We start from the raw sequence: 19523 nt of genomic DNA, 5'->3' as shown, positions 1-19523 counted from the left end.
CTGAACTGTGAATATTCCAAGCTCCATTACCACAATGCTGGCTGGCATTCTTCTCACCCTCATTAGCATCTGGGTTGGGCAGAATCATGGCTTGATGCCAGTTGAAGCGTCTGAAGCAGCACCGTTGATCGATGGGCTGTTTAACACGATGATGACGATCGGCACAGGTCTTTTCCTGCTGGTCATCGGCATTATTTTCGTGGCAGCGTTCAAATTTCGTCGTCAACCGGGTGATGAAACGGATGGGTCGCCTGTGCATGGCAACATTCCGTTAGAGATTCTTTGGACGGGGATCCCTGCGGTTATTGTTTTGGGTCTGGCAATCTACAGCTTTGAGGTGTATACCCAAATTGGTGGGCTGAACCCGATGGAGCATTCGGTTGCACACGGGAAGCCAACGCACCAAATGGCAATGTCTGGTAAGAAAGCGATGTCTGGAGCGGCGATCGCGGCTCCCCTGCCGTCTACTGAGTCTGCCATGCCGGGACTGATGGCTGATGCCGCCCCTGAGGTGCAGACGCAAGCTCAGGATGCGATTCCGGGTGGTGTAACCCAACAAGAAGATGGCTCTAAAACATCGGCAACTCCTGGTGTTGGCTCAATGCCTGGAACCCCAAACTCATCGAAGGAGTTTGTCATTCAAGCGAATGGCTTGCAGTATGCCTGGATTTTTACCTATCCAGATAGTGGGATTGTGGCGGGTGAACTACACGTTCCAGTGGGACGCGAAATCTTGCTGAATATCTCTGCAAGTGATGTGCTGCACGCCTTTTGGGTGCCAGAATTTCGGTTGAAGCAGGATGCAGTACCTGGACAACCGACCGAACTGCGCTTTACGCCTAATCGGGTGGGTGAATATCCAGTCATTTGTGCCGAACTCTGTGGCCCTTATCATGGCGCAATGAGAACTAAAGTCATTGCCGAAACTCCGGCTGATTTTGCTAAGTGGGTGGACGAGCAGAAAGTTGCCAGTGCTACTGGATTAGAGCAAACGTTAGCTGTTAATCCTGCTGACAAAACACCGGACGAATTTCTAGCTCCTTACGCCGATCGTCTGGGAATTCAGCCTGAAATGCTTCACCAGCTTCATTCTGAGGCTGGGCCTTTAAAGACTGCTTCTGCTAGCGAGCGATCGTCCTGACTCGTTAGCCCTTGCCTGCAAGGGCATTCTTGTCAAATAGTAAGCGATGAGCCGATCGCAATGGATTTACTCTTATGACCCAAGCACAGCTACAAGAGACTGCCAACCTTCCCGCTCATGGTTCTGAACCAAGCGGCAACAACTGGCGGACGTACTTTAGCTTCAGTACCGACCATAAAGTCATCGGCATTCAATACCTGGTGACAACGTTCATTTTTTACCTGATTGGTGGCGCGCTAGCGACAGCCGTTCGCACAGAGCTGGCTACGCCTGAAGTGGACTTCGTGAGTCGTGAGGTGTACAACAGCTTGTTCACGGTTCACGCGACGGTTATGATCTTTCTATGGATTGTGCCTGGAACAACCGGAGGCTTTGGCAACTACCTGGTGCCGCTGCTGATTGGAGCACGCGATATGGCATTCCCTAAGCTCAATGCCCTCGCGTTTTGGATGATTCCCCCGGCAGGAATTTTGTTGCTAAGCAGCTTTTTTGTGGGTGCTCCTGGTGCTGGCTGGACTTCTTACCCGCCGCTGAGCCTGGTCATGGATCAGACGGGTGAAGCGATCTGGATTCTTAGTGTCTTATTGCTGGGTACGTCGTCCATTCTGGCAGCTATCAATTTCATTGCGACGATCTTTAAGATGCGCGTAGCGGGGATGGGCTTTAACCAGATGCCGCTGTTTTGTTGGGCGATGCTAGCTACGTCAACATTGGCGCTGATTGCGACACCTGTCCTGGCTGGGGCATTAATTCTGTTGGCGTTTGACCTGCTGTTGGGTACGGCGTTTTTTAATCCAACGGGTGGCGGCAATCCGATCGTCTACCAGCATATGTTCTGGTTCTACTCTCACCCAGCGGTCTACATTATGATCTTGCCTGTGTTTGGCATGATCTCAGAAATTTTGCCTGTTCATGCGCGGAAGCCGATTTTTGGGTACAAGGCGATCGCTTACTCCAGTTTGGCGATTTGCTTTCTGGGCTTGATTGTCTGGGCACACCACATGTTTACCAGCGGTACGCCTCCCTGGCTGCGAATGTTCTTCATGATCACCACGATGGTCATTGCCGTGCCAACGGGGATCAAGGTCTTTAGCTGGCTGGCAACGATTTGGGGCGGGAAGATTCAGTTCAACAGCGCCATGCTATTTGCCCTTGGCTTTTTGTCCATGTTTGTCATTGGCGGCATTAGTGGCGTTATGGTTGCAGCCGTTCCGTTTGATATTCACGTTCACGATACATACTTCATCGTGGCGCACATTCATTACGTGCTGTTTGGCGGTAGTGTGTTTGGTCTGTATGCTGGGTTCTACCACTGGTTCCCCAAAATGACCGGACGGATGTTAAACGAAACCTGGGGACAGGTGCATTTCTGGCTGAATTTGATTGGCTTCAACCTGGCGTTTCTGCCGATGCACAAGTTAGGGTTGGAAGGTATGAATCGCCGGATTGCTGAGTATGAACCTCGTTTCGCGTTTCTCAACCTGATTTGCTCGATCGGGGCTTATATTCTGGCAGTCTCGACGATCCCCTTTATCGTTAACGCGATCTGGAGTTGGATGTACGGCCCCAAGGCAGGAGATAACCCTTGGAAAGGGCTGACGCTAGAATGGATGACCAGTTCGCCGCCGCCTGTTGAAAACTTTGATGCCGATCCAGTCCTGGCAACGGGGCCTTACGACTATGGCTTTGGCGATCGTGCGACTCCCGTTGATGTGCCGTTTTCCGATTCGAGAGATCCAGCCTTGGCTGCGGGGCCTAACTCTGCGTTACGGGCTGACCCTGATCCAGCGGTCGCTGTACACCCGGACGATCGCGAGAATGATTAGCTCTTAGACCGTAAGGAACTGAAGTGCTCTTGGCTAAAAACTAAAAACCAACAACTTCTATCATGACAGGCTCCACTCTTGACTCAACGAAAACGATCCTTAATCATCATCATACCGAGGTCGTCGCTCATCATACTGAGCATCACGACTATCGACTCTTCGGCATCACGATCTTTCTGATTGCAGAAGCGATGATTTTTCTGGGGCTGTTTACAGCCTATTTGACCTTCCGGGCGGTAGCTCCTACTTGGCCGCCTGAAGGAACGCCAAGACTAGAGCTGCTTTTACCAGGAATCAACACCATCATTTTGATTTCTAGTAGCTTCGTGATTCATAACGCAGATACGGCCATTAAAAAGAATGACGTAAAAGGGTTGCAGAAGTGGTTTGCGATCACGGCTGCAATGGGAGCCATTTTCTTAGTGGGTCAGCTCTATGAGTACTTCCATCTAGAGTTTGGCCTGAAGACAAATCTATTTGCCAGTACCTTTTATGTGCTCACTGGCTTTCACGGCTTACACGTTGCCTTTGGGTTGATTCTAATTCTGGCAGTGCTCTGGCGATCGATGAAGAAGGGGCACTACAGCAATGAAAAACACTTTGGTGTGGAAGCGGCTGAAATCTACTGGCACTTCGTGGACGTTGTCTGGATTTTCCTCTTTTTGTTGCTCTACATTCTTTGAGCGATCGACATTTTTGACTTAAACACGTTAAGACAGCAGCTCAGTAGAAAGTAAAAAAGGGGACGGTTCAACGGTCCCCTTTTTTAAGGCAAAAATGAATGCTAGAAGCGGCAAATGTTTACTTAATAGACACTTTAGCGCCAGCTTCTTCCAGTTGCTTTTTAGCGTCTTCCGCATCACCCTTAGCAACGGCTTCTTTAACCGCTTTAGGTGCTGCTTCCACAAGGTCTTTTGCCTCTTTCAGCCCCAAACCTGTCAGCGTCCGCACGACCTTCAGAATCGAGATCTTCTTGTCGGCCGGAACGTCTTCCAGCACCACATTAAACTCAGTCTGCTCTTCGGCTTCTTCTGCTGGAGCTGCTGTTGCACCAGGAGCCGCCATCATCATACCGCCGACAGGAGCCGCCGCGCTAACGCCAAAGGCTTCTTCGATTTGCTTCACTAGCTCAGACGCTTCCAATAACGTCAGTGTCTTCAGCTTATCCAAAATTTCATCTGTTGTTGCAGACATGTTTAATCTCCTGAATTGTTAGTTGTTAGTCAGTGGGTTTTGGTTCTTAGAAGGAAGCTCTAAAAACTAAAAGCTTAAAAACTCCATTAAGCTGCTTCTTTGTCTTTATCAGCAACGGCTTGAATGGCACGTGCTAAGGATGATGGTACCTGGTTGATGCCAACAGCCAACTTGCTTGCTACACCGTTGATTGCGCCAGCAATTTGCGCGATGAGCTGTTCTTTCGATGGTAGGTCGGCGATCGCTTTGACATCTGCTTCCGTCAACGCCCGTCCTTCCATCACGCCACCGCGAAGTTCAGTCTTCTTGGTTGCCTTCTGAAAGTCCTGGTAGGCTTTTAAGGCTCCGCCTACATCATCTTTAATCAGCAAAAAAGCTGATGAATCTGATAGCAAGCTTGTCATCGGTTCCCAAGTTGCATCCCCTTCAACGGCAATGCGCATGAGAGTATTTTTGGTAACCTTACAAGTCGCCCCGGTTGGCAGTAACCGTTTCCGTAGATCGGTAATTTCTGCCACCGTTAGCCCTTGATAGTTGATCACAACTGCCAATTGAGACGAACTCAATGTTTCTTTAAGTTCGGCGACGATCGCCTTTTTATCCTCTAACGTTCTACCCATCTCTTTCACCTCCTTTTATGGGGCATTGTGTCAGTCAACGCTTTCTACGCCTTTACATCCCTTACTCTTCAAAAGCAAAGCCAGATCAAAAAACCCCGGGCAGAGACCGGGGTTACGTCGTAGATCTTTCATGCCGTGTTAAATCAACACGGGTTGAAGAGCATACAAAACGAAAACCTCGGCAGAAAATTAAGCTTTGGGCACCTGCTGTCTCTGGCTTTGCTATTTAGTTGTTGTCAATGTTATCTGGTTAGCAACCCTGGTTATTACAGCAACTTTGAAAGGCAATAGGTTTAAAGATCGTCAGCCTACAGTCTAACAGCTAAGAGTGCAAAACGTTAGGCTGCTTCACCCAGTTTCAAGTCTCTTAAACTGCTGATATCCACTTCAATGGATGGCCCCATTGTGGATGCAACATAGACCGATCGCCAATACCGACCTTTTGCGCCCGAAGGACGGTTGCGATCGATGGTTTCTTGCAGCGCTTTGAGATTAACCAGCAAATCTTCGGCTGAAAACGCTGCTTTCCCAAACATCACGTGAACGATACCTGTCTTATCGGCACGAAATTCCAGCTTACCCGCTTTGAATTCGGCGATCGCTTGAGGCAAATCAAAGGTAACCGTACCGCCTTTGGGCGATGGCATCAAACCGCGAGGACCAAGCAGCTTACCCAGCTTTGCCACCTGGGGCATCATGTCTGGCGTTGCAATCAGCAGATCAAAATCAAGCACGCCTTTTTGAATTTCGGCAATCAACTCTTCTGAACCCGCCAAATCTGCGCCTGCATTGGTTGCTTCGGTTACTTTTTCACCACGAGCAATCACGGCAACTCGCACCGTCTGCCCCGTACCTTTAGGAAGAGCCACTGTAGTTCGCAACTGCTGGTCTGTGTATTTTGGATCGATCCCCAAACGAATATGCGCTTCTGCTGATTCAGCAAATTTTGCGGTTGCTGTCTCTTTCAGTAGACTCAATGCCTCTAGAGGATCATAAGCCCGATCCTCGACCTTCCCTTGTAGTTCTTGTAGTCTTCGAGATACTTTTGCCATTAATCGTCTCCTGGGGTGCTAACGAAGCGTTGCCTCTCCCCCGCTATGGGTTTGTCGGTTGAAATCGTTCAGTGAATCAAAACTGTCAACTTAGCCAGCCGCCGCTGAGAATAGCGTTGAGCGCTGTCTCAAGGTGCATGAACGCTACTCTTTGACCGTTACACCCATGTTGCGGGCAGTGCCCTCAACAATTCGCATCGCGGCTTCAATATCGTTTGCATTAAGGTCAGGTAGTTTTGCTTGAGCAATCTCCTGGAGCTGAGACCGAGTAATCGACCCAACTTTCTTGCGGTTAGCTTCACCGGAGCCGCGCTCAATGCCCGCTGCCTTAGCAATCAGTTTTGAAGCAGGTGGAGTTTTAAGGATGAACGTGAAACTGCGGTCTTCGTAAACTGAAATCTCGACCGGAACCACCATTCCTGCCTGATCTGAGGTGCGAGCGTTATATTCCTTGCAGAACATCATGATGTTGACCCCATGCTGACCAAGCGCGGGACCAATGGGGGGCGCTGGGTTTGCTTTTCCAGCAGTAATTGCCAACTTAATGACCGCAACAACTTTCTTTGCCATTGACTCTACTAACTCTCTTTCTGAATCTGATTAAACTCCAACTCGACTGGCGTGTCGCGTCCAAAAATTGACAGCAGCGCTTTAAGCTTGCTGCGCTCAGGACTGACCTCAATCACTTCACCTTCAAAGTCCTTGAATGGTCCCGAAAGTACCAAGATTTTATCTCCGGGAGCCATATCAATCTTAACAACGGGCTCTTGCTCTTGTGCCTGCTTAAAGATGCGCTCAACTTCAGCATTGCCCAACGGCAGTGGTTTGACGTGCCCTCGCCCTCGTCCGTACCGCCGCTTTTGCTCTGCGCCAACAAAGTTAATGACATTAGGCGTATTTTTGACGACCTGCCAGGTATCGTCGTCCATCAACATGTTTACCAGTACATAACCAGGAAACACTTTCTCGTCTGTGCTCTGGCGGCTACCGTCTTTACGAAGTTTAATGGCTGGAGTCTGAGGAATCTCAATCTGAAAAATACGGTTGGCAACATCCAATGTCTCAATGCGCTGCTCCAAGTTTGCCTTGACGCGCTTTTCGCACCCTGAAGCAACCTGAACAGCGTACCATCGACCATCCTTTGCAGAGGCTTCTTCTGAGGCATCTTCTGCGTTACTGGTTGCTAGATCATGTTGAAATTCGTCTGCTGCAAAAGTCATCCAAACACCTGCTTGGCTCCCCAAGCGAAGAAATTATCAACGAGATAAATCAAAGTTGCAGAAAGGATCACCATCAAAATGACTGCTATGGATTCGCTAATCAGTTGCTGACGACTTGGCCAGACAACTTTATCAAGCTCATCCTTGGTTTCTTGCAAAAAAGCTGAAACGGCAAATCCAGGCTTTGCGTCTTGTACTTCAATCTCTTCCTTTTTTGCCACGGCTCCTTGATCTCCCTTTCAATGCAGCTTGAACCTTTTCTCCTCGCCTCACTTACACCCTTACCTGCCCTTAGATGCGTTGCCAGGAGAGGGGTGATTGTTGGATGAGCGCGCCCTGGAGGACTTGAACCCCCGACATCAGGTTTTGGAGACCTGCGTTCTACCAACTGAACTAAGAGCGCTCGTACTCATCCATCAGCCTATCATCCCTAGTTTATCAGTTCGCTAGCCCGTTAGCCTGGTCATTTGCTGAGGGCTATTAATGGCTGAACCGATCGCTGGTTAGCACCTAACAGTCGCTTCAACAATCAATGCAAGGCGTTTACTGAAGGGGGCGATCGAACCGCTGCTTAAGGCGAGTGGCTTTACCAATGCGATCGCGTAGAAAGTAGAGCTTGGCACGACGTACTTTGGCTCGACGCAGCACTTTGATGCTTTCAATGCGCGGTGAGTGAATAAGGAATACTCGCTCAACCCCAACACCCTGAAACGTTTTGCGAACTGTAATGTTTTGATTGATTCCCGCTCCGTGGCGAGCGATGATGACACCCTCGTAAGGCTGTGTCCGTTCCTTCCCACCTTCTTGAATGATGACACCGACTTTAACCGTGTCACCAATGTAGAGAGTTGGCAAGTTTGATTTCATTTGCTCCGCTTCGATCGAGCGGATAATGTCTTGGGCATGCATAGGTGTTTTGAGAACTCACAGCGCAAAAACTCACAGTCTATAACTATAGACCATAGAAAGCCTCTAAGTCCACGTTTTTTAAGGAATTTGCGGCGATATAGACCTGAGTTGGTTTTAATAGAAAGTTGTCAGAGTTCGTTATACGTGGTGCTGCTTGGTAGAAGATGCTTTGCTGCCAAAGGGAGCAGACTTGACGCGTTGCGCGGAATCTTTTGAATGCCCCCAGAGAGGATTGAATTTTTAGCTGCATTTGTTGGAAAGTATCAAGGTCAGACGAAGTGGTCTGCCTGCCCAGCGTCTACTTGGTGATGTCTGCCTGGAATTTTACTGCTGAGAGGATAGTGATTTGATGACAGTTGACGCTATTTCCCTGTCTTTATCATCTGCTCAGGTGTGGCGGTGGGTCATGCCGTCTCATCTGGCAATGCATGTCCCGGATGGATTCCTTAGTTTGCCCGTTAGTTTAGTCACCTGGATTGTGGCGATCGCGTTGATTGCCGTGTCGTTAAAGCGGGTGGAATCGGAATATAAGGAGCGGACAGTGCCGTTGATGGGCGTTTGTGCGGCCTTTATTTTTGCCGCACAGATGATCAATTTTCCGATCCCTGGCGGTACGTCAGGGCACCTGTTAGGCGGTACGCTGGCAGGTGTTTTGCTGGGACCGTGGGCAGGATCACTGGTAATGGCAGTCGTGTTTTTGGTGCAAGGAAGCCTGTTTCAGGATGGCGGTTTGACTGTTCTGGGCGCAAACATTTTTAATATGGGGCTGATTGGTACCTTTGGTGGGTATTACCTGTATCGATCAATCCGCCTTGCTCTGGGGCGTAATTCTTTGAGCAAAACGCTGATTTCGGTTGCAGCGGCTGCCTGGACAAGTGTCGTGGTTGCGTCTATTGTCTGCGCGATCGAGTTGGCGCTCTCTGGAACGGTGCCTTTTGCCGTCGCTTTAGCCGCAATGGCATCCTGGCATGTGCTGATTGGCATTGGTGAAGCTGTTATCTCGGTGACAACCGTTAGCTTCATCTGGCGATCTCGCCCTGATCTTCTCTACGATCCACCCCGGAAAGCGCGATCGTTGGCTTCAGAGCCTCTCATTCCTCGCTAACCTTTCTGTTAAGCATCCACCCAAAAGATTGAGCTTTATCGCTATGAGTAGTCATCTCCAGCAACAGCGTAATCGCGCTTTTGTCATTACTGGTTTAGGCATTGCCCTCCTGATTGCGATTTTCTTATCACCGTTTGCAAGCAAAGATCCAGATGGTTTAGATCGGGTTTCGGAAGACCTTAAGTTTGGCGAAAAAGAACTTCAGGACAAGCCTGCTCACAAACTGCCCTTCTATACCGTTTTTGACGAGTATGCGGTGAGAGGTGTGCCTGAACAAATTGCCACACCACTGGCTGGTCTGGCAGGAACGCTGGTGACCTTTGGGTTGGCCTGGGGAGCGGGTAAACTGCTGGTGCGTAAGCCTGGTCAACCTCCTGAAGATTCTGCTTTGGATGAGTAATAGACCTCCTACGCGAATACTTAAGAGCCCCCTCCCCTCCCCCAAGTTTGGAGGAAGCTAATACTGATTCCCCTCAAATTGGGGGGCTAGGGCGTGCTTTAAAACCCTGGCAAGCCCCCAACCCCCCAATTTGGGGGCTTGCAAACCAGCTTCAAAGTCCCCCAACATTGGGAGCTTAAAGCCTTTTGGGCATACAAGAAAAGGGGCAGAAGCTATCAGCAATGAAACGATTGAAGCTTTAAAACACTGCCTGGGGGGGCGAAATCTGATTCCTGCAGGAAGCCTAATGTTTGAATGAATGTTTGAATGAGTAATTTTCGACTGTAATTTTCGGCTACTAATGCTATTTCACCGGAAGGACGGCATGGATGCTATTACACATTGGTGCCTTTCATCTTGCTGTTGATAGTCAACAAACATCCCCCTGGCACCGCTTAGCGCCTAAGACTCGCGTTCTGTGTACGCTTTTGCTGTTGTTTGCGATCGCGCTCACTCCAAATGGTCGCTGGTGGACGTGGGCCATTTACGCGGTGGGGGTGGGAGCGATCGTCTTGTCTAGTCGTGCCACCTTACCGATTCTGTTTAAGCGGGTGGCGATCGAGTCTGTTTTTATTGGTGTAGTACTGCTAGGTACCCTCTTTCGGGGTGGTGGTGTCGTGCTATGGCACTGGGGATGGCTACAGATCACAACAGAGGGCTTATGGGTTTTGGGTAGTGTGACAATCAAGGCGCTACTCTCACTGTTACTCGCCAATGTTTTGGTGCTAACTACAGCGGTTCCAGAGTTGCTTCACGCGCTGACGGTCTTGCGAGTGCCACCCTTGCTCGTCGCCATCCTGGCTTCAATGTACCGCTATATTGCCGTTTTGGTGGGAGAGTTTCAGTCGATGCAACGAGCCGCCCTTTCTCGCAACCTGATGGGAAGTCAACGCTGGCAAAGACTGGTCGTAGGGAACATGTTTGGGTCACTCTTTATTCGCACACTTGAGCGAGGTGAGCGAGTCCATCAAGCAATGGTGTCACGGGGGTATGAAGGCTTGCCGCCTGTTGCAACTGCGCCAACGGGTCATCGGCGTGATGTTGTGGCGTTGACGTTAACCGCAGTCTTAACGTTGCTCGGACAAGGCATTTACTTGTTTTCAGTTGTTTAATCTGCGGTCTTTATGCATCGCAATCCCCATGCATTACAATCCCCATGCATCATAATCCCATTGATATTCGGCATTTGAACTACTCGTACCCTGACGGTACGCAAGCACTGAAGGAGATCAATCTTTCGATTAAAGCCACTGAACGAGTCGCACTCGTCGGCGCAAATGGGTCCGGTAAATCAACGCTACTGCTGCACTTTAATGGTCTGCTTATCCCCCAAACAGGCTCGATCGTGGTTGGAGAACTGGCGATGGAACCTCAGAATCTGAAAGCGATTCGCAATTTTGTGGGGCTGGTCTTTCAGAATCCAGACGATCAATTGTTTATGCCAACGGTTTGGGAAGACATCATCTTTGGGCCACTTAATCAGGGGATCAAAGGGCATGAACTGGAACATCGGGCCGTTGCCGCCATGAAAGCCGTTTCGTTAGAGCCAGACCAGTATGGGCAGCGGAATGCGAGTAACCTATCGGGTGGTGAGAAGAAGCGAGTGGCGATCGCAGGTGTTTTAGCAATGCAGCCTCAAGTACTCATCCTGGATGAACCCTCCGCTCAACTTGATCCCCGTTGTCGTCGTGAGCTGATACATCTGCTTGATAGCTTACCTTTGACGCAATTAATTGCAACGCACGATTTAGATTTAGCGCTGGAGTTGTGCGATCGTACCGTTGTGCTGAGTCAAGGCCGTATTGTGTTTGATGGAGCAACCGAGCGTATTCTGGGTGACTCCCAACTGTTAGAGCAATACGCTTTGGAACTACCCCTGAGCTATAGCCGTCCCTATTGCCAGCTTGATCACGCGCCAGCAGCATGAAAGGTGTTAAGGCAGAAGGTAAAGGGTAAAAGGTAAAGGGCAAAAGGCAGAAGGCAAAAGAAGTTGTTGGTTTTTAGAAGAAAGCTGATGACTGATCGCTGTTTAACTCAAAACTCAAAACTTCTATGCTGACCGCTGACCGCTGATGGCTCAAAACGAAAAGCAGAGGGCAAAAACTTTTGGTCGAACCATTCAACCTCATAGAGCTGTCACCTCAACGCCACGACGAATGCACTAGATTGAAAGCAGGTAAAGTGATTTTGCTCCGCTTGCTACCCTATTTTTTAGAGAACTGCCTGCACACGTATGCCTCTTTCTAACTTTCTTCGCCGTTACGCGATCCCCAGTCTATTGTTTGGCCTTTGTCTGGGAGGGGTGCTTCTGTCTGAGATGCCTGCCATGAGTCAGGCGGCACCCAGCAGCATCGTGGCTCAGACCAGCCCGGCACCGTCGAGCCAACCCTCTGCCAGTCTGCCTGCGGATGCGCTTTCTGCGACTGCCCGCAAAACAGTTTTAGACAATGGATTGACCGTTCTCACCAAGGAAGTGAACACAGCGCCAGTGGTAACGGTTCAGGTCTGGTATCGAGTGGGGTCGCGCAACGAAACCCCTGGGATCAATGGCATTGCCCACCAGCTAGAACATCTTATGTTCAAAGGAACAAAGGCTCGACCGATTCAGTTTGGACGCTTTTTTAGTGCTCTGGGCAGCGAGTCGAACGCCTTTACCAGCTATGACGAGACGGCTTACTTTGGCACGGTTGAGCAAGACAAGCTGAACGCCCTGCTGGTGTTGGAGGCCGATCGCATGCGAAATTCGCTGATTGGTGACCAGCAGCTTACGAGCGAGAAGCGCGTAGTGATTTCAGAGTTGCAAGGGTATGAGAACAATCCTAGCTACCGCCTAGGGCGATCGGTGATGAAGGCGGCCTTCCCGAATAGTCCTTATGGGCTACCTGTAGGAGGTACTAAAGCTGATGTGCAGCAGTTTACCGTGCAGCAAGTGCGAGATTATTACCGCAAGTTCTATCGGCCGGATAACGCCACATTGGTCATTGTGGGTAATTTTAAGACGGATGAAACGCTGGCAACGGTGAAGGAGACGTTTGGCAAAGTTGCTAAAAGCGCTGATGCACTACCAGACTTCAAGCTGCCTACCCCCGTTACCGCCACGAGCGCCACTAAGACCCCGATCGTTCTTAAAGAACCGGGCAGTGCGGCGCTACTCAATGAAGTCTATCCCCTGCCAGCAGTGAGCCATCCTGATGTACCTGCGCTGCAAGTGATGGACTATATCTTGACTGGAGGGCGCAGCTCGCGGCTCTACCAGGCACTGATAGAATCTGGACTGGCAAGCGATGCCAGCGGTTATGCAGCGAATCTGATTGGCGCTGGTTGGTATGAACTCTCCGTCACGGCTGCCCCCGGAAAGGAACTGTCGCAAATTGATACGGTTCTACAGAAAACGTTGGCTGATCTGCGGGATCAGAGCGTCACTCAAGAAGAATTGGAGCGTGCCAAAGCGCAGCTCAAGGCGTCGATCGCTTTGCGAAATCGGGATATTACCAGTCAAGCACAGCAATTAGGCGATGACCAAACCGTTACAGGTGACTACCAGTTTAGCGATCGCCTTCAGGCTGCCATTGCCACGGTGACACCAGCCGATGTGCAACGGGTGGCAAAAAACTACCTCACGCCAGCAAAGCGGACGGTCGGTTTCTTTGAGCCGACTCAATTGAACGGTAAACCGGGTGCTAGCTCCGGCAACTTCTCGCAGACAGCGGAAAACTTTAGCCCTGGAGCGCCAGTTGACCCGGCAGAAGTGGCGAAGTATTTGCCAAAACTGACTTCTGGTGGTCAAAAAACATCGCAAGCCTTGCCCGAAAAGCTGAACTTAGCGAATGGGCTGAGTGTGTTGCTGTTGCCCGATCGCAGTTCACCAACGGTGACGCTGAGCGGATACATCAGAGCGGGAACTGCGTTTGATAAGGCAGACACCGCAGGACTGGCAAGCTTGACGGCGGCCAACTTAATGAACGGCACCAAAACGAAGGATGCTCTGGCGATCGCCAAAACGCTGGAAAACCGGGGGGCTAGCCTGGGCTTTAGCGCAAATCGAGAAGGGGTCACGATCGGGGGGAATGCTCTGTCCGCAGACCTGCCAATCCTCATTCGCGTGTTGGGTGATGTGGTGCAAAATGCCAGCTTTCCAGAAGACGAACTGGCGCTAAGTCGTCAACGGGCGTTAACCAGTCTAAAGCTGGAACTTGATACCCCCTCTCGATTAGCACGACGCATCTTTCAGCAAACGCTTTATCCAGAAACCCATCCGTTTCATACCTTTCCAACCGAAGCAAGCCTGAAGCAGATTACTCGTGCTGGCGTGATGCAGTTTTACCAGCAGCACTACCACCCAGATGGCACCGTGCTTTCGCTTGTGGGCGATTTTGACTCCGAGCAAGTACGCGCTCTGTTAAATCAAGAGCTTGGCTCCTGGCAAGACCCAGCGCAAGACGTAACGTTGAAGTTTCCGACCGTGCCACTGCCTCAAACGGTGAAGCGAGTCAACCCGGTTTTGCCTGGTAAAACTCAGTCCATTACCTTCATCGGCTACAACGGCATCGATCGCAAAGATCCCCAGTACTACACCGCGCTCGTGATGAACCAGATTTTGGGCGGTGATACCTTATCGAGTCGGTTGGGTACGGAGATCCGCGATCGTCAGGGGCTAACCTATGGCATCTACAGCGGCTTCCAGGCAGGCATTACGTCTGGGCCTTTCCTGATTACAATGCAGACCGCTCCAGAGGATGCCGATAAAGCGATCGCCAGTACGCTGAGCTTAATGAAGCAGCTTCGTGAAACGGGAGTTACTGAAGCCGAAGTAGCAACAGCCAAGCGATCACTCACCAGCATCTACCCAGTCGAACTTGCCGATCCTGAAAGTCTAGCTAGCACTATTCTCATGGATGCGGTGTACGGCTTGGGGACTAACGAAATCCGCGACTACACCAATAAGATCAATGCTGTCACCCAGGTACAGGTCAATCAGGCGATTAAAAATCTGGTGCACCCCGATCGCGTTGTCGTGGTAACAGCAGGCCCCGGACGTGCAGCCGCGACTCCCAAGTAACGGCAGGGCTTGAATGATTCAGCGGCCAGCGATCAACTTTTGTCTGATCACTGACCGTTGATATGAGTCCACGCCTTATTGAGAATTGCTGCGAAGTTTGCTGCTAACCCACCCACCAACCAGCACCTGACAATAGCATGATGCAGTAGTGGTAAATCGACACCATTCAGACCGACAATTTGAGCTACCTTAGAAGAAGTCACGCTGACTGCAATAGCGCTCTTAGCTGCTGATCCGATTAGTTCTGCCTCCCCATTCGGTTGCGATCGCATGAATATTTTTAGTCAACTGTTGAATCAACCTGCTCTACCTTCGCCGGACAAACAGCGTCGCGGCATTGAGCTAAAATCATCCCGTGAAATTGACATCATGCGGCAGGCATCTCGGATTGTTGCCACCGTACTGAAAGAAATTTCAGAACTGGTTGAACCTGGCATGACGACAGCAGATTTAGATGCTCACGCCGAAAAGCGTATTCGTGAAATGGGCGCAAAGCCTAGCTTCAAAGGCTATCACGGCTTTCCCGCTTCGATTTGTTCGTCGCTTAACCACGAAGTTGTGCATGGTATTCCCAGCCGCAAGAAAGTTATTCGTGCTGGAGATGTGCTGAAGGTAGATACAGGCGCTTATTTTGAAGGGTTTCACGGCGATTCTTGTATTACGATCGCCGTTGGCAATGTAACACCTAATGCCGCACGGCTCATTCGTGTTGCGGAAGAAGCACTTTATAAAGGCATTGAACAGGTTAAAGCAGGTGCTCATTTGCTGGATTTGGCAGGCGCGATTGAAGATCACGTCAAGGCCAACGGGTTTGCAGTGGTGGAAGACTTTACCGGACACGGGGTTGGGCGTAATTTGCACGAAGAACCATCCGTTTTCAACTTCCGCACCCACAGCATGCCGAATGTCAAACTCCGAGCAGGCATGACTCTAGCGATCGAACCTATCCTGAATGCTGGTTCACGCTTTACCCGCACCCTCGCCGATCGCTGGACGGCTGTAACCGTTGATAATGCCCTTTCAGCCCAGTTTGAGCATACCGTTCTGGTCACGGAGAATGGGTACGAAATTTTGACCGATCGATCAAAAGTCTAAACCCCAGGCTGAGATGTCGCCGCTTTCACACCCGCAAAGATTGTAAGGCTGAAAATAACCAGGTTAGAACTTACGCATTTGCCCCCAACCCTCAACTCTGTGGGCTTTAATTGGCTCGGTTCCCCCTTTCTTGTGGCTTGCTTCCCGAAGGATATGCCCAAAGGGCTATGAATTGGGGGCTAGGGAGCGAAAAATGACTGCTTTTGCGTAAGCCCTACAGGTATGAAAAGGAATAGACGTCTCGGCTCCTTCTTGAAAAAACCCCTCACTCCTCTCACCTCACTCCTCACTCCTTGCCCCCTCTAACCAGCGCCAGTTAGGACGGTTCCAGTCATACATGCCTTGAATTTCGTATTCAGTCCCGTCTTTAAAGCGAATGATACAGCTAGTCCCCTTATGTTCTGGAACTTCAACTTCTGGAGCTTCAACTTCTGGGACTGCAACAGCGGTTTCGCTTAAAGGCGAGTCAGGAGTATGAGGGTTAGGTTTGATGTTAACGACCGTGCAGGGAAACCATTCTCGGCTACATGGGCCTGTTTCTTGCACCCATTCCCATAAGCCGTTGGTTACTTCAATGTGATCGCCCACTTTCAGCCTCACGAGGTCGTCGCGCTCTAAATTGATGTAGCGTGCGAGATGCCAGGGCGTAATCTGCTCCACCCATTGAAGGCCGTAGCGTTCACGGATGAACTGCACCGCGCCAGAGCTTCTACCGCTCAGCCAATCATTCAGTAACGTCACCTTCCAGGGCTGATTTTGGCGCTCCTGCAAGGTAACAAACGCTAAAAATGTCTGTCGTTCTTCAGCCGACAGTTGCTCTAGAGGATTGCTGGAGTCCGACGCGGCTGTAGAGAAAGCAGTGGTGACTTCGCGATCGCCCTCTTGTTGCTTAACCTCCACCTCAAACGGCACGGCTGCCTGTATCGCCTGGCGCAGGATGTACTTTTGGCAATCGTTGAGGGGATGCAGAGCAGCTTCACATTGGCCGAATACCGCGCTTAAAAGTGCTTCAATCTCAGATGGAGTCATCACGGATGGGAGATTCTAGGCAGAAGGCTAGAAGATACAGGTGTCAGGAGCCAGAATGTTTTTTCGTCGGCACGGCTTCTAGACGGAACGATCGCCGAAAATAATTTCTTATTATGACAAAAGTTTCAAAAAGCGTCCTCAAGCCCATTTGTCTTCAATTCAAGCTAAGCTGGAGAGTGGCTTCTGAGTGTTGCCTCAAAGTTATCTATCCACTGCGTTTTGCTCATCCACAGCTTATGCCGTTCCGAGTTGTTGCGACTGCTCTTGCTACAGGCTTTCTGTGGCTTCTTACGACCTGGAGCACTCCGCCTGCTCTAGCACTGACTCAAATCAGACTCTTTGACCTTGCTTATCACGAATGCCCAGTTGAACGCGCCGATGTGCCGACTACTGGCGAAGTTGCGAGCATCTTCCCAAACTGCTTCATCATTACGGGAAAAACCGAAAATAAATCGGGTAAGCCTGTGGTTAACGCGGATATTTTTGGTCGCATCTACGACGCAAACAACGATTCAGTTATGCAAAATCGGACTCGTCTGGGCGCGATCGACGAGGTGCCTCCCGGCCTTGGTACCTTTGAGCTAAGAATTTCGGTGCCCGCAAGCCAGCCAACCCCGTTGAAGTTGGAACAGTTCAAGGCAGCAGGCTTTACAGGAACGGTACGTCGTTAAACTTGCTTAAAAAGGCTGCTATGCAACTGTATGCAAGCAGCCCTCTAAAATGATTTAGTTGTGCTGCCATGAGATTTAGGGCGGCACTATGCCCTAATGTCAACGACATTGCCGTCTCGCTTTGAGACAGCAACGCTGTTTAGCATTCACTTAATCACTGAGTTGCAATTAAGCGAATGGTTACTTTCGCTCCAACCCTTCTTGCATCTACCGAGTCAAGCGTCTTTACCCGTTGAGCTACATGGGTAATCCTGCCTGCACGCTTACGAGTAATTGCGCCACAGAGGGCAAAATAGCGGATTGCACCACTTGCAAGAGTAAGAGTGCCAGGATGGGAGAAAAGTCAAGACCACCCAGTGGTGGAATAATCGATCGAAACACGTTGAGATACGGGTCAGTCAACTGACTCAAAATCGAGAAAGGTGGATCGAACCAGTTAATATTGGGGAACCAGCTCAACAAAATGCGAATAAACAGTAGAGCTGTGTAGATATTAATGAACGTTACGATTGTTTGAAACAGGAGAGGAATCAGCGAACTCATAGGGTATTGCTTCCTTAAACGGCGAAGTTCATTAGCACCTAGACTAGACTAATCTAACGAATATTAGCGGCTTTCGAGTGTTCTGGTTTGTACCACTTCAATCTAACTGACAGGCTCAGGCATGGCTTTAAGAATCTTTGAGCGTCGATCGCCCCGCTGATTCTGCCCCATTGACTCCTCCAAGCTGCTGGCGAACATCATCAATCGCGTCGTTGAGTTGTGCAATTTTGTCTTCTAAGCTGCGGCGAGAGGCTTCTATATCGGCTTGACCATTTGCAGTCTTGATCGAACGTCGCTTTGGCCTATAGCCCAAGCGAGGATCAGCCTGACTCGCATTTAACAATGGTTCCTCAGACTGCGGGTTGAGGACTCTACTAGCAACCACGGCACCCAGCGTACCGCCGACAATGCTGCCAAAGACGGCACCTAAGAGAAACCCACTTGCAAAATTGTCTTGCTGGCTCATCGCTGATCAAAATCCCACTTGTATCGTTGAAATCAATGGTTGCTCTGCTTTCTCAGTGTATCGCTGCGCTTTCAAACTGCCAAAACAAAGCTATAAGGCTTTAGGTTAACATCTCACGTACCAAACGTGCGATCGCCTGCATCTCCTAGTCCTGGCACGATAAAGCCTTGCTCATTCAGCCCTTCGTCGATCGCGGCAGCATAAATGTTGAGGCTCGGATACGCGGCGCTCAGTTTTTGTAAAGCGGTTGGTGCGACAACAACTGAAATAATACGGACCATCGCCGGATCGACTCCCCGCTGTGTCAATTCTGCCATTGCTGCAAGGCTCGTTCCACCCGTTGCCAACATCGGCTCTGTAATTAAAACACGGGTCTGCGGGGCAAATTTTTCTGGCAGTTTGTTGAGATAGCAGCTTGGCTCCAGGGTTTCTTCATCTCTAACAAAGCCAATATGGTAGATCGATGCCAGCGGCAATAAAGCCTGGGCACCATCCAACAGCGCCAGCCCAGCTCGTAAAATGGGCATCACAACCACTGGAACGGTGGGATCAATAAAGGTTACTGGGCACGGTGCCAAGGGCGTATCAATACTGGTTTCCTGAATGGGCAACCAATCACGAATGGCTTCATAGGTTAACCAGCGGCCAAGTTCAGTCATGGCACTACGAAACAGCGTTGAAGGCGTTGAGACATCGCGGGCGACAGCCAACCAGTGCTGGATGAGCGGATGGGGTGGGACGTAGACGCGCAGTTGAAGAGCCATAACTTTCAGGTCATCAGGATGAGGTAGAAAAGTAGTAAGCCGTGAAGGGCGTAAATCTGACCTATCATACTCTCTTACTACACCTTGATTTGGTTACTTCAGGACTTAACCCGGTGCATTCTGCAAACGGCGATGCATTCTTGTTCTTAGCTATGTTTATTGGCATGGCTCTTTTTAGTGTTTTGCATCGAGTTGACATAAATTCTCAATAAGCTATAGTTGTTTTAGTGTTCTCCTCTCTGAAGGATCGGCAGAGGGATTGGTCGGCAGTTGAAGACCAATCCCTTTTTCTTTGGCAAGTCGTTCAGTGCAGGCACTTATTGACCCGTTGACTTACTTAGGATTATGGATTCAATAAAACCGGAAATCATAGTGATTGCGGCTTAGCAG

The 19523-nt window shown here is 50.1% G+C and carries 23 protein-coding genes, 1 tRNA gene and 1 other annotated feature; of the genes, 11 read left to right on the top strand and 13 right to left on the bottom strand.

The features are described from left to right. Positions 1 to 7: 7 nt before the first annotated feature. The 3 genes from AC5JLP_RS26620 to AC5JLP_RS26610 all read left to right on the top strand — a co-directional run bounded on the left by AC5JLP_RS26620 (position 8) and on the right by AC5JLP_RS26610 (position 3650). A complete protein-coding gene (locus AC5JLP_RS26620; protein ID WP_496070863.1) occupies positions 8 to 1141 on the top strand; it encodes a cytochrome c oxidase subunit II in 1134 nt (377 codons plus the stop codon). 74 nt (positions 1142 to 1215) lie between these two features. After that, a complete protein-coding gene (gene ctaD, locus AC5JLP_RS26615; RefSeq protein WP_496070862.1) occupies positions 1216 to 2967 on the top strand; it encodes a cytochrome c oxidase subunit I in 1752 nt (583 codons plus the stop codon). A gap of 62 nt (positions 2968 to 3029) precedes the next feature. Then, a complete protein-coding gene (locus tag AC5JLP_RS26610; protein ID WP_496070861.1) occupies positions 3030 to 3650 on the top strand; it encodes a cytochrome c oxidase subunit 3 in 621 nt (206 codons plus the stop codon). A gap of 118 nt (positions 3651 to 3768) precedes the next feature. Here AC5JLP_RS26610 and rplL read toward each other — a convergent pair whose 3' ends face one another. From rplL to rplS, 8 genes are all read right to left on the bottom strand, one after another. Beyond that, positions 3769 to 4161, bottom strand: a complete 393-nt coding sequence (gene rplL / locus AC5JLP_RS26605; RefSeq protein ID WP_496070860.1) for a 50S ribosomal protein L7/L12 — start codon at positions 4159 to 4161, stop codon at positions 3769 to 3771. A gap of 86 nt (positions 4162 to 4247) precedes the next feature. Further along, positions 4248 to 4781 carry a 50S ribosomal protein L10 gene (gene rplJ, locus AC5JLP_RS26600; protein ID WP_496070859.1) on the bottom strand — a complete coding sequence of 178 codons (534 nt, stop codon included), beginning with the start codon at positions 4779 to 4781 and terminating at the stop codon, positions 4248 to 4250. A 78-nt stretch (positions 4782 to 4859) separates the two neighbouring features. Further along, positions 4860 to 5016: a sequence feature (ribosomal protein L10 leader region), on the bottom strand. A gap of 103 nt (positions 5017 to 5119) precedes the next feature. Then, positions 5120 to 5833, bottom strand: a complete 714-nt coding sequence (rplA, locus tag AC5JLP_RS26595; RefSeq protein ID WP_496070858.1) for a 50S ribosomal protein L1 — start codon at positions 5831 to 5833, stop codon at positions 5120 to 5122. 144 nt (positions 5834 to 5977) lie between these two features. Then, complete coding sequence (rplK, locus tag AC5JLP_RS26590) at positions 5978 to 6403, bottom strand: 50S ribosomal protein L11 (RefSeq protein WP_496070857.1); 426 nt, start codon at positions 6401 to 6403, stop codon at positions 5978 to 5980. An 8-nt stretch (positions 6404 to 6411) separates the two neighbouring features. Beyond that, entirely contained in the window at positions 6412 to 7053 is a 642-nt protein-coding gene (gene nusG / locus AC5JLP_RS26585; protein WP_496070856.1) for a transcription termination/antitermination protein NusG, read from the bottom strand. Then, positions 7050 to 7274, bottom strand: coding sequence for a preprotein translocase subunit SecE (secE, locus tag AC5JLP_RS26580; protein ID WP_496070855.1), 225 nt, complete (start codon positions 7272 to 7274; stop codon positions 7050 to 7052). Before secE ends, nusG begins: the two co-directional genes overlap by 4 nt. A 109-nt stretch (positions 7275 to 7383) precedes the next feature. After that, positions 7384 to 7456, bottom strand: a tRNA-Trp gene (locus tag AC5JLP_RS26575). 140 nt (positions 7457 to 7596) lie between these two features. Beyond that, complete coding sequence (gene rplS, locus AC5JLP_RS26570) at positions 7597 to 7962, bottom strand: 50S ribosomal protein L19 (protein ID WP_496070854.1); 366 nt, start codon at positions 7960 to 7962, stop codon at positions 7597 to 7599. Between the two features lie 349 nt (positions 7963 to 8311). Between rplS and cbiM the strand changes: the two genes are divergently transcribed. From cbiM to AC5JLP_RS26545, 5 genes are all read left to right on the top strand, one after another. Continuing rightward, positions 8312 to 9067, top strand: a complete 756-nt coding sequence (gene cbiM / locus AC5JLP_RS26565; RefSeq protein ID WP_496070853.1) for a cobalt transporter CbiM — start codon at positions 8312 to 8314, stop codon at positions 9065 to 9067. 43 nt (positions 9068 to 9110) lie between these two features. Next, entirely contained in the window at positions 9111 to 9467 is a 357-nt protein-coding gene (locus tag AC5JLP_RS26560; RefSeq protein ID WP_496070852.1) for a PDGLE domain-containing protein, read from the top strand. 368 nt (positions 9468 to 9835) lie between these two features. Then, positions 9836 to 10618 (top strand): cobalt ECF transporter T component CbiQ, encoded by a 783-nt coding sequence (gene cbiQ, locus AC5JLP_RS26555; protein WP_496070851.1) that lies wholly within the window; start codon positions 9836 to 9838, stop codon positions 10616 to 10618. Positions 10619 to 10662: 44 nt separating this feature from the next. Continuing rightward, entirely contained in the window at positions 10663 to 11433 is a 771-nt protein-coding gene (locus AC5JLP_RS26550) for an energy-coupling factor ABC transporter ATP-binding protein (RefSeq protein WP_496070850.1), read from the top strand. Between the two features lie 306 nt (positions 11434 to 11739). Then, positions 11740 to 14565 (top strand): M16 family metallopeptidase, encoded by a 2826-nt coding sequence (locus AC5JLP_RS26545; protein ID WP_496070849.1) that lies wholly within the window; start codon positions 11740 to 11742, stop codon positions 14563 to 14565. Positions 14566 to 14612: 47 nt separating this feature from the next. Here AC5JLP_RS26545 and AC5JLP_RS26540 read toward each other — a convergent pair whose 3' ends face one another. Beyond that, positions 14613 to 14768 carry a hypothetical protein gene (locus tag AC5JLP_RS26540; RefSeq protein ID WP_496070848.1) on the bottom strand — a complete coding sequence of 52 codons (156 nt, stop codon included), beginning with the start codon at positions 14766 to 14768 and terminating at the stop codon, positions 14613 to 14615. Positions 14769 to 14835: 67 nt separating this feature from the next. Between AC5JLP_RS26540 and map the strand changes: the two genes are divergently transcribed. Then, the gene (map, locus tag AC5JLP_RS26535) at positions 14836 to 15660 is read left to right on the top strand and encodes a type I methionyl aminopeptidase (RefSeq protein WP_496070847.1); all 825 of its coding nucleotides are present in this window, start codon (positions 14836 to 14838) and stop codon (positions 15658 to 15660) included. 279 nt (positions 15661 to 15939) lie between these two features. Here map and AC5JLP_RS26530 read toward each other — a convergent pair whose 3' ends face one another. Beyond that, positions 15940 to 16689, bottom strand: coding sequence for a hypothetical protein (locus AC5JLP_RS26530; protein ID WP_496070846.1), 750 nt, complete (start codon positions 16687 to 16689; stop codon positions 15940 to 15942). 236 nt (positions 16690 to 16925) lie between these two features. Between AC5JLP_RS26530 and AC5JLP_RS26525 the strand changes: the two genes are divergently transcribed. Continuing rightward, positions 16926 to 17360, top strand: coding sequence for a hypothetical protein (locus AC5JLP_RS26525; protein WP_496070845.1), 435 nt, complete (start codon positions 16926 to 16928; stop codon positions 17358 to 17360). 96 nt (positions 17361 to 17456) lie between these two features. Continuing rightward, positions 17457 to 17609 carry a hypothetical protein gene (locus AC5JLP_RS26520; RefSeq protein WP_496070844.1) on the top strand — a complete coding sequence of 51 codons (153 nt, stop codon included), beginning with the start codon at positions 17457 to 17459 and terminating at the stop codon, positions 17607 to 17609. On the opposite strand, the gene AC5JLP_RS26515 is transcribed toward AC5JLP_RS26520, so the two are convergent. From AC5JLP_RS26515 to upp, 3 genes are all read right to left on the bottom strand, one after another. After that, positions 17598 to 17903, bottom strand: coding sequence for a YggT family protein (locus AC5JLP_RS26515; RefSeq protein ID WP_496070843.1), 306 nt, complete (start codon positions 17901 to 17903; stop codon positions 17598 to 17600). The genes AC5JLP_RS26520 and AC5JLP_RS26515 overlap by 12 nt on opposite strands. Before the next feature lie 127 nt (positions 17904 to 18030). Then, positions 18031 to 18369: a ssl2009 family thylakoid membrane protein gene (locus tag AC5JLP_RS26510; RefSeq protein ID WP_496070842.1), complete on the bottom strand. Its 339-nt coding sequence runs from the start codon at positions 18367 to 18369 to the stop codon at positions 18031 to 18033. 113 nt (positions 18370 to 18482) lie between these two features. Beyond that, complete coding sequence (upp, locus tag AC5JLP_RS26505) at positions 18483 to 19133, bottom strand: uracil phosphoribosyltransferase (RefSeq protein WP_496070841.1); 651 nt, start codon at positions 19131 to 19133, stop codon at positions 18483 to 18485. Between the last annotated feature and the right edge of the window lie 390 nt (positions 19134 to 19523).

The sequence above is a fragment of the Stenomitos rutilans genome, from assembly GCF_059505485.1.
The sequence above is the reverse complement of the archived record's forward strand: the minus strand, read 5'-3'. Positions and strand labels throughout refer to the sequence as shown.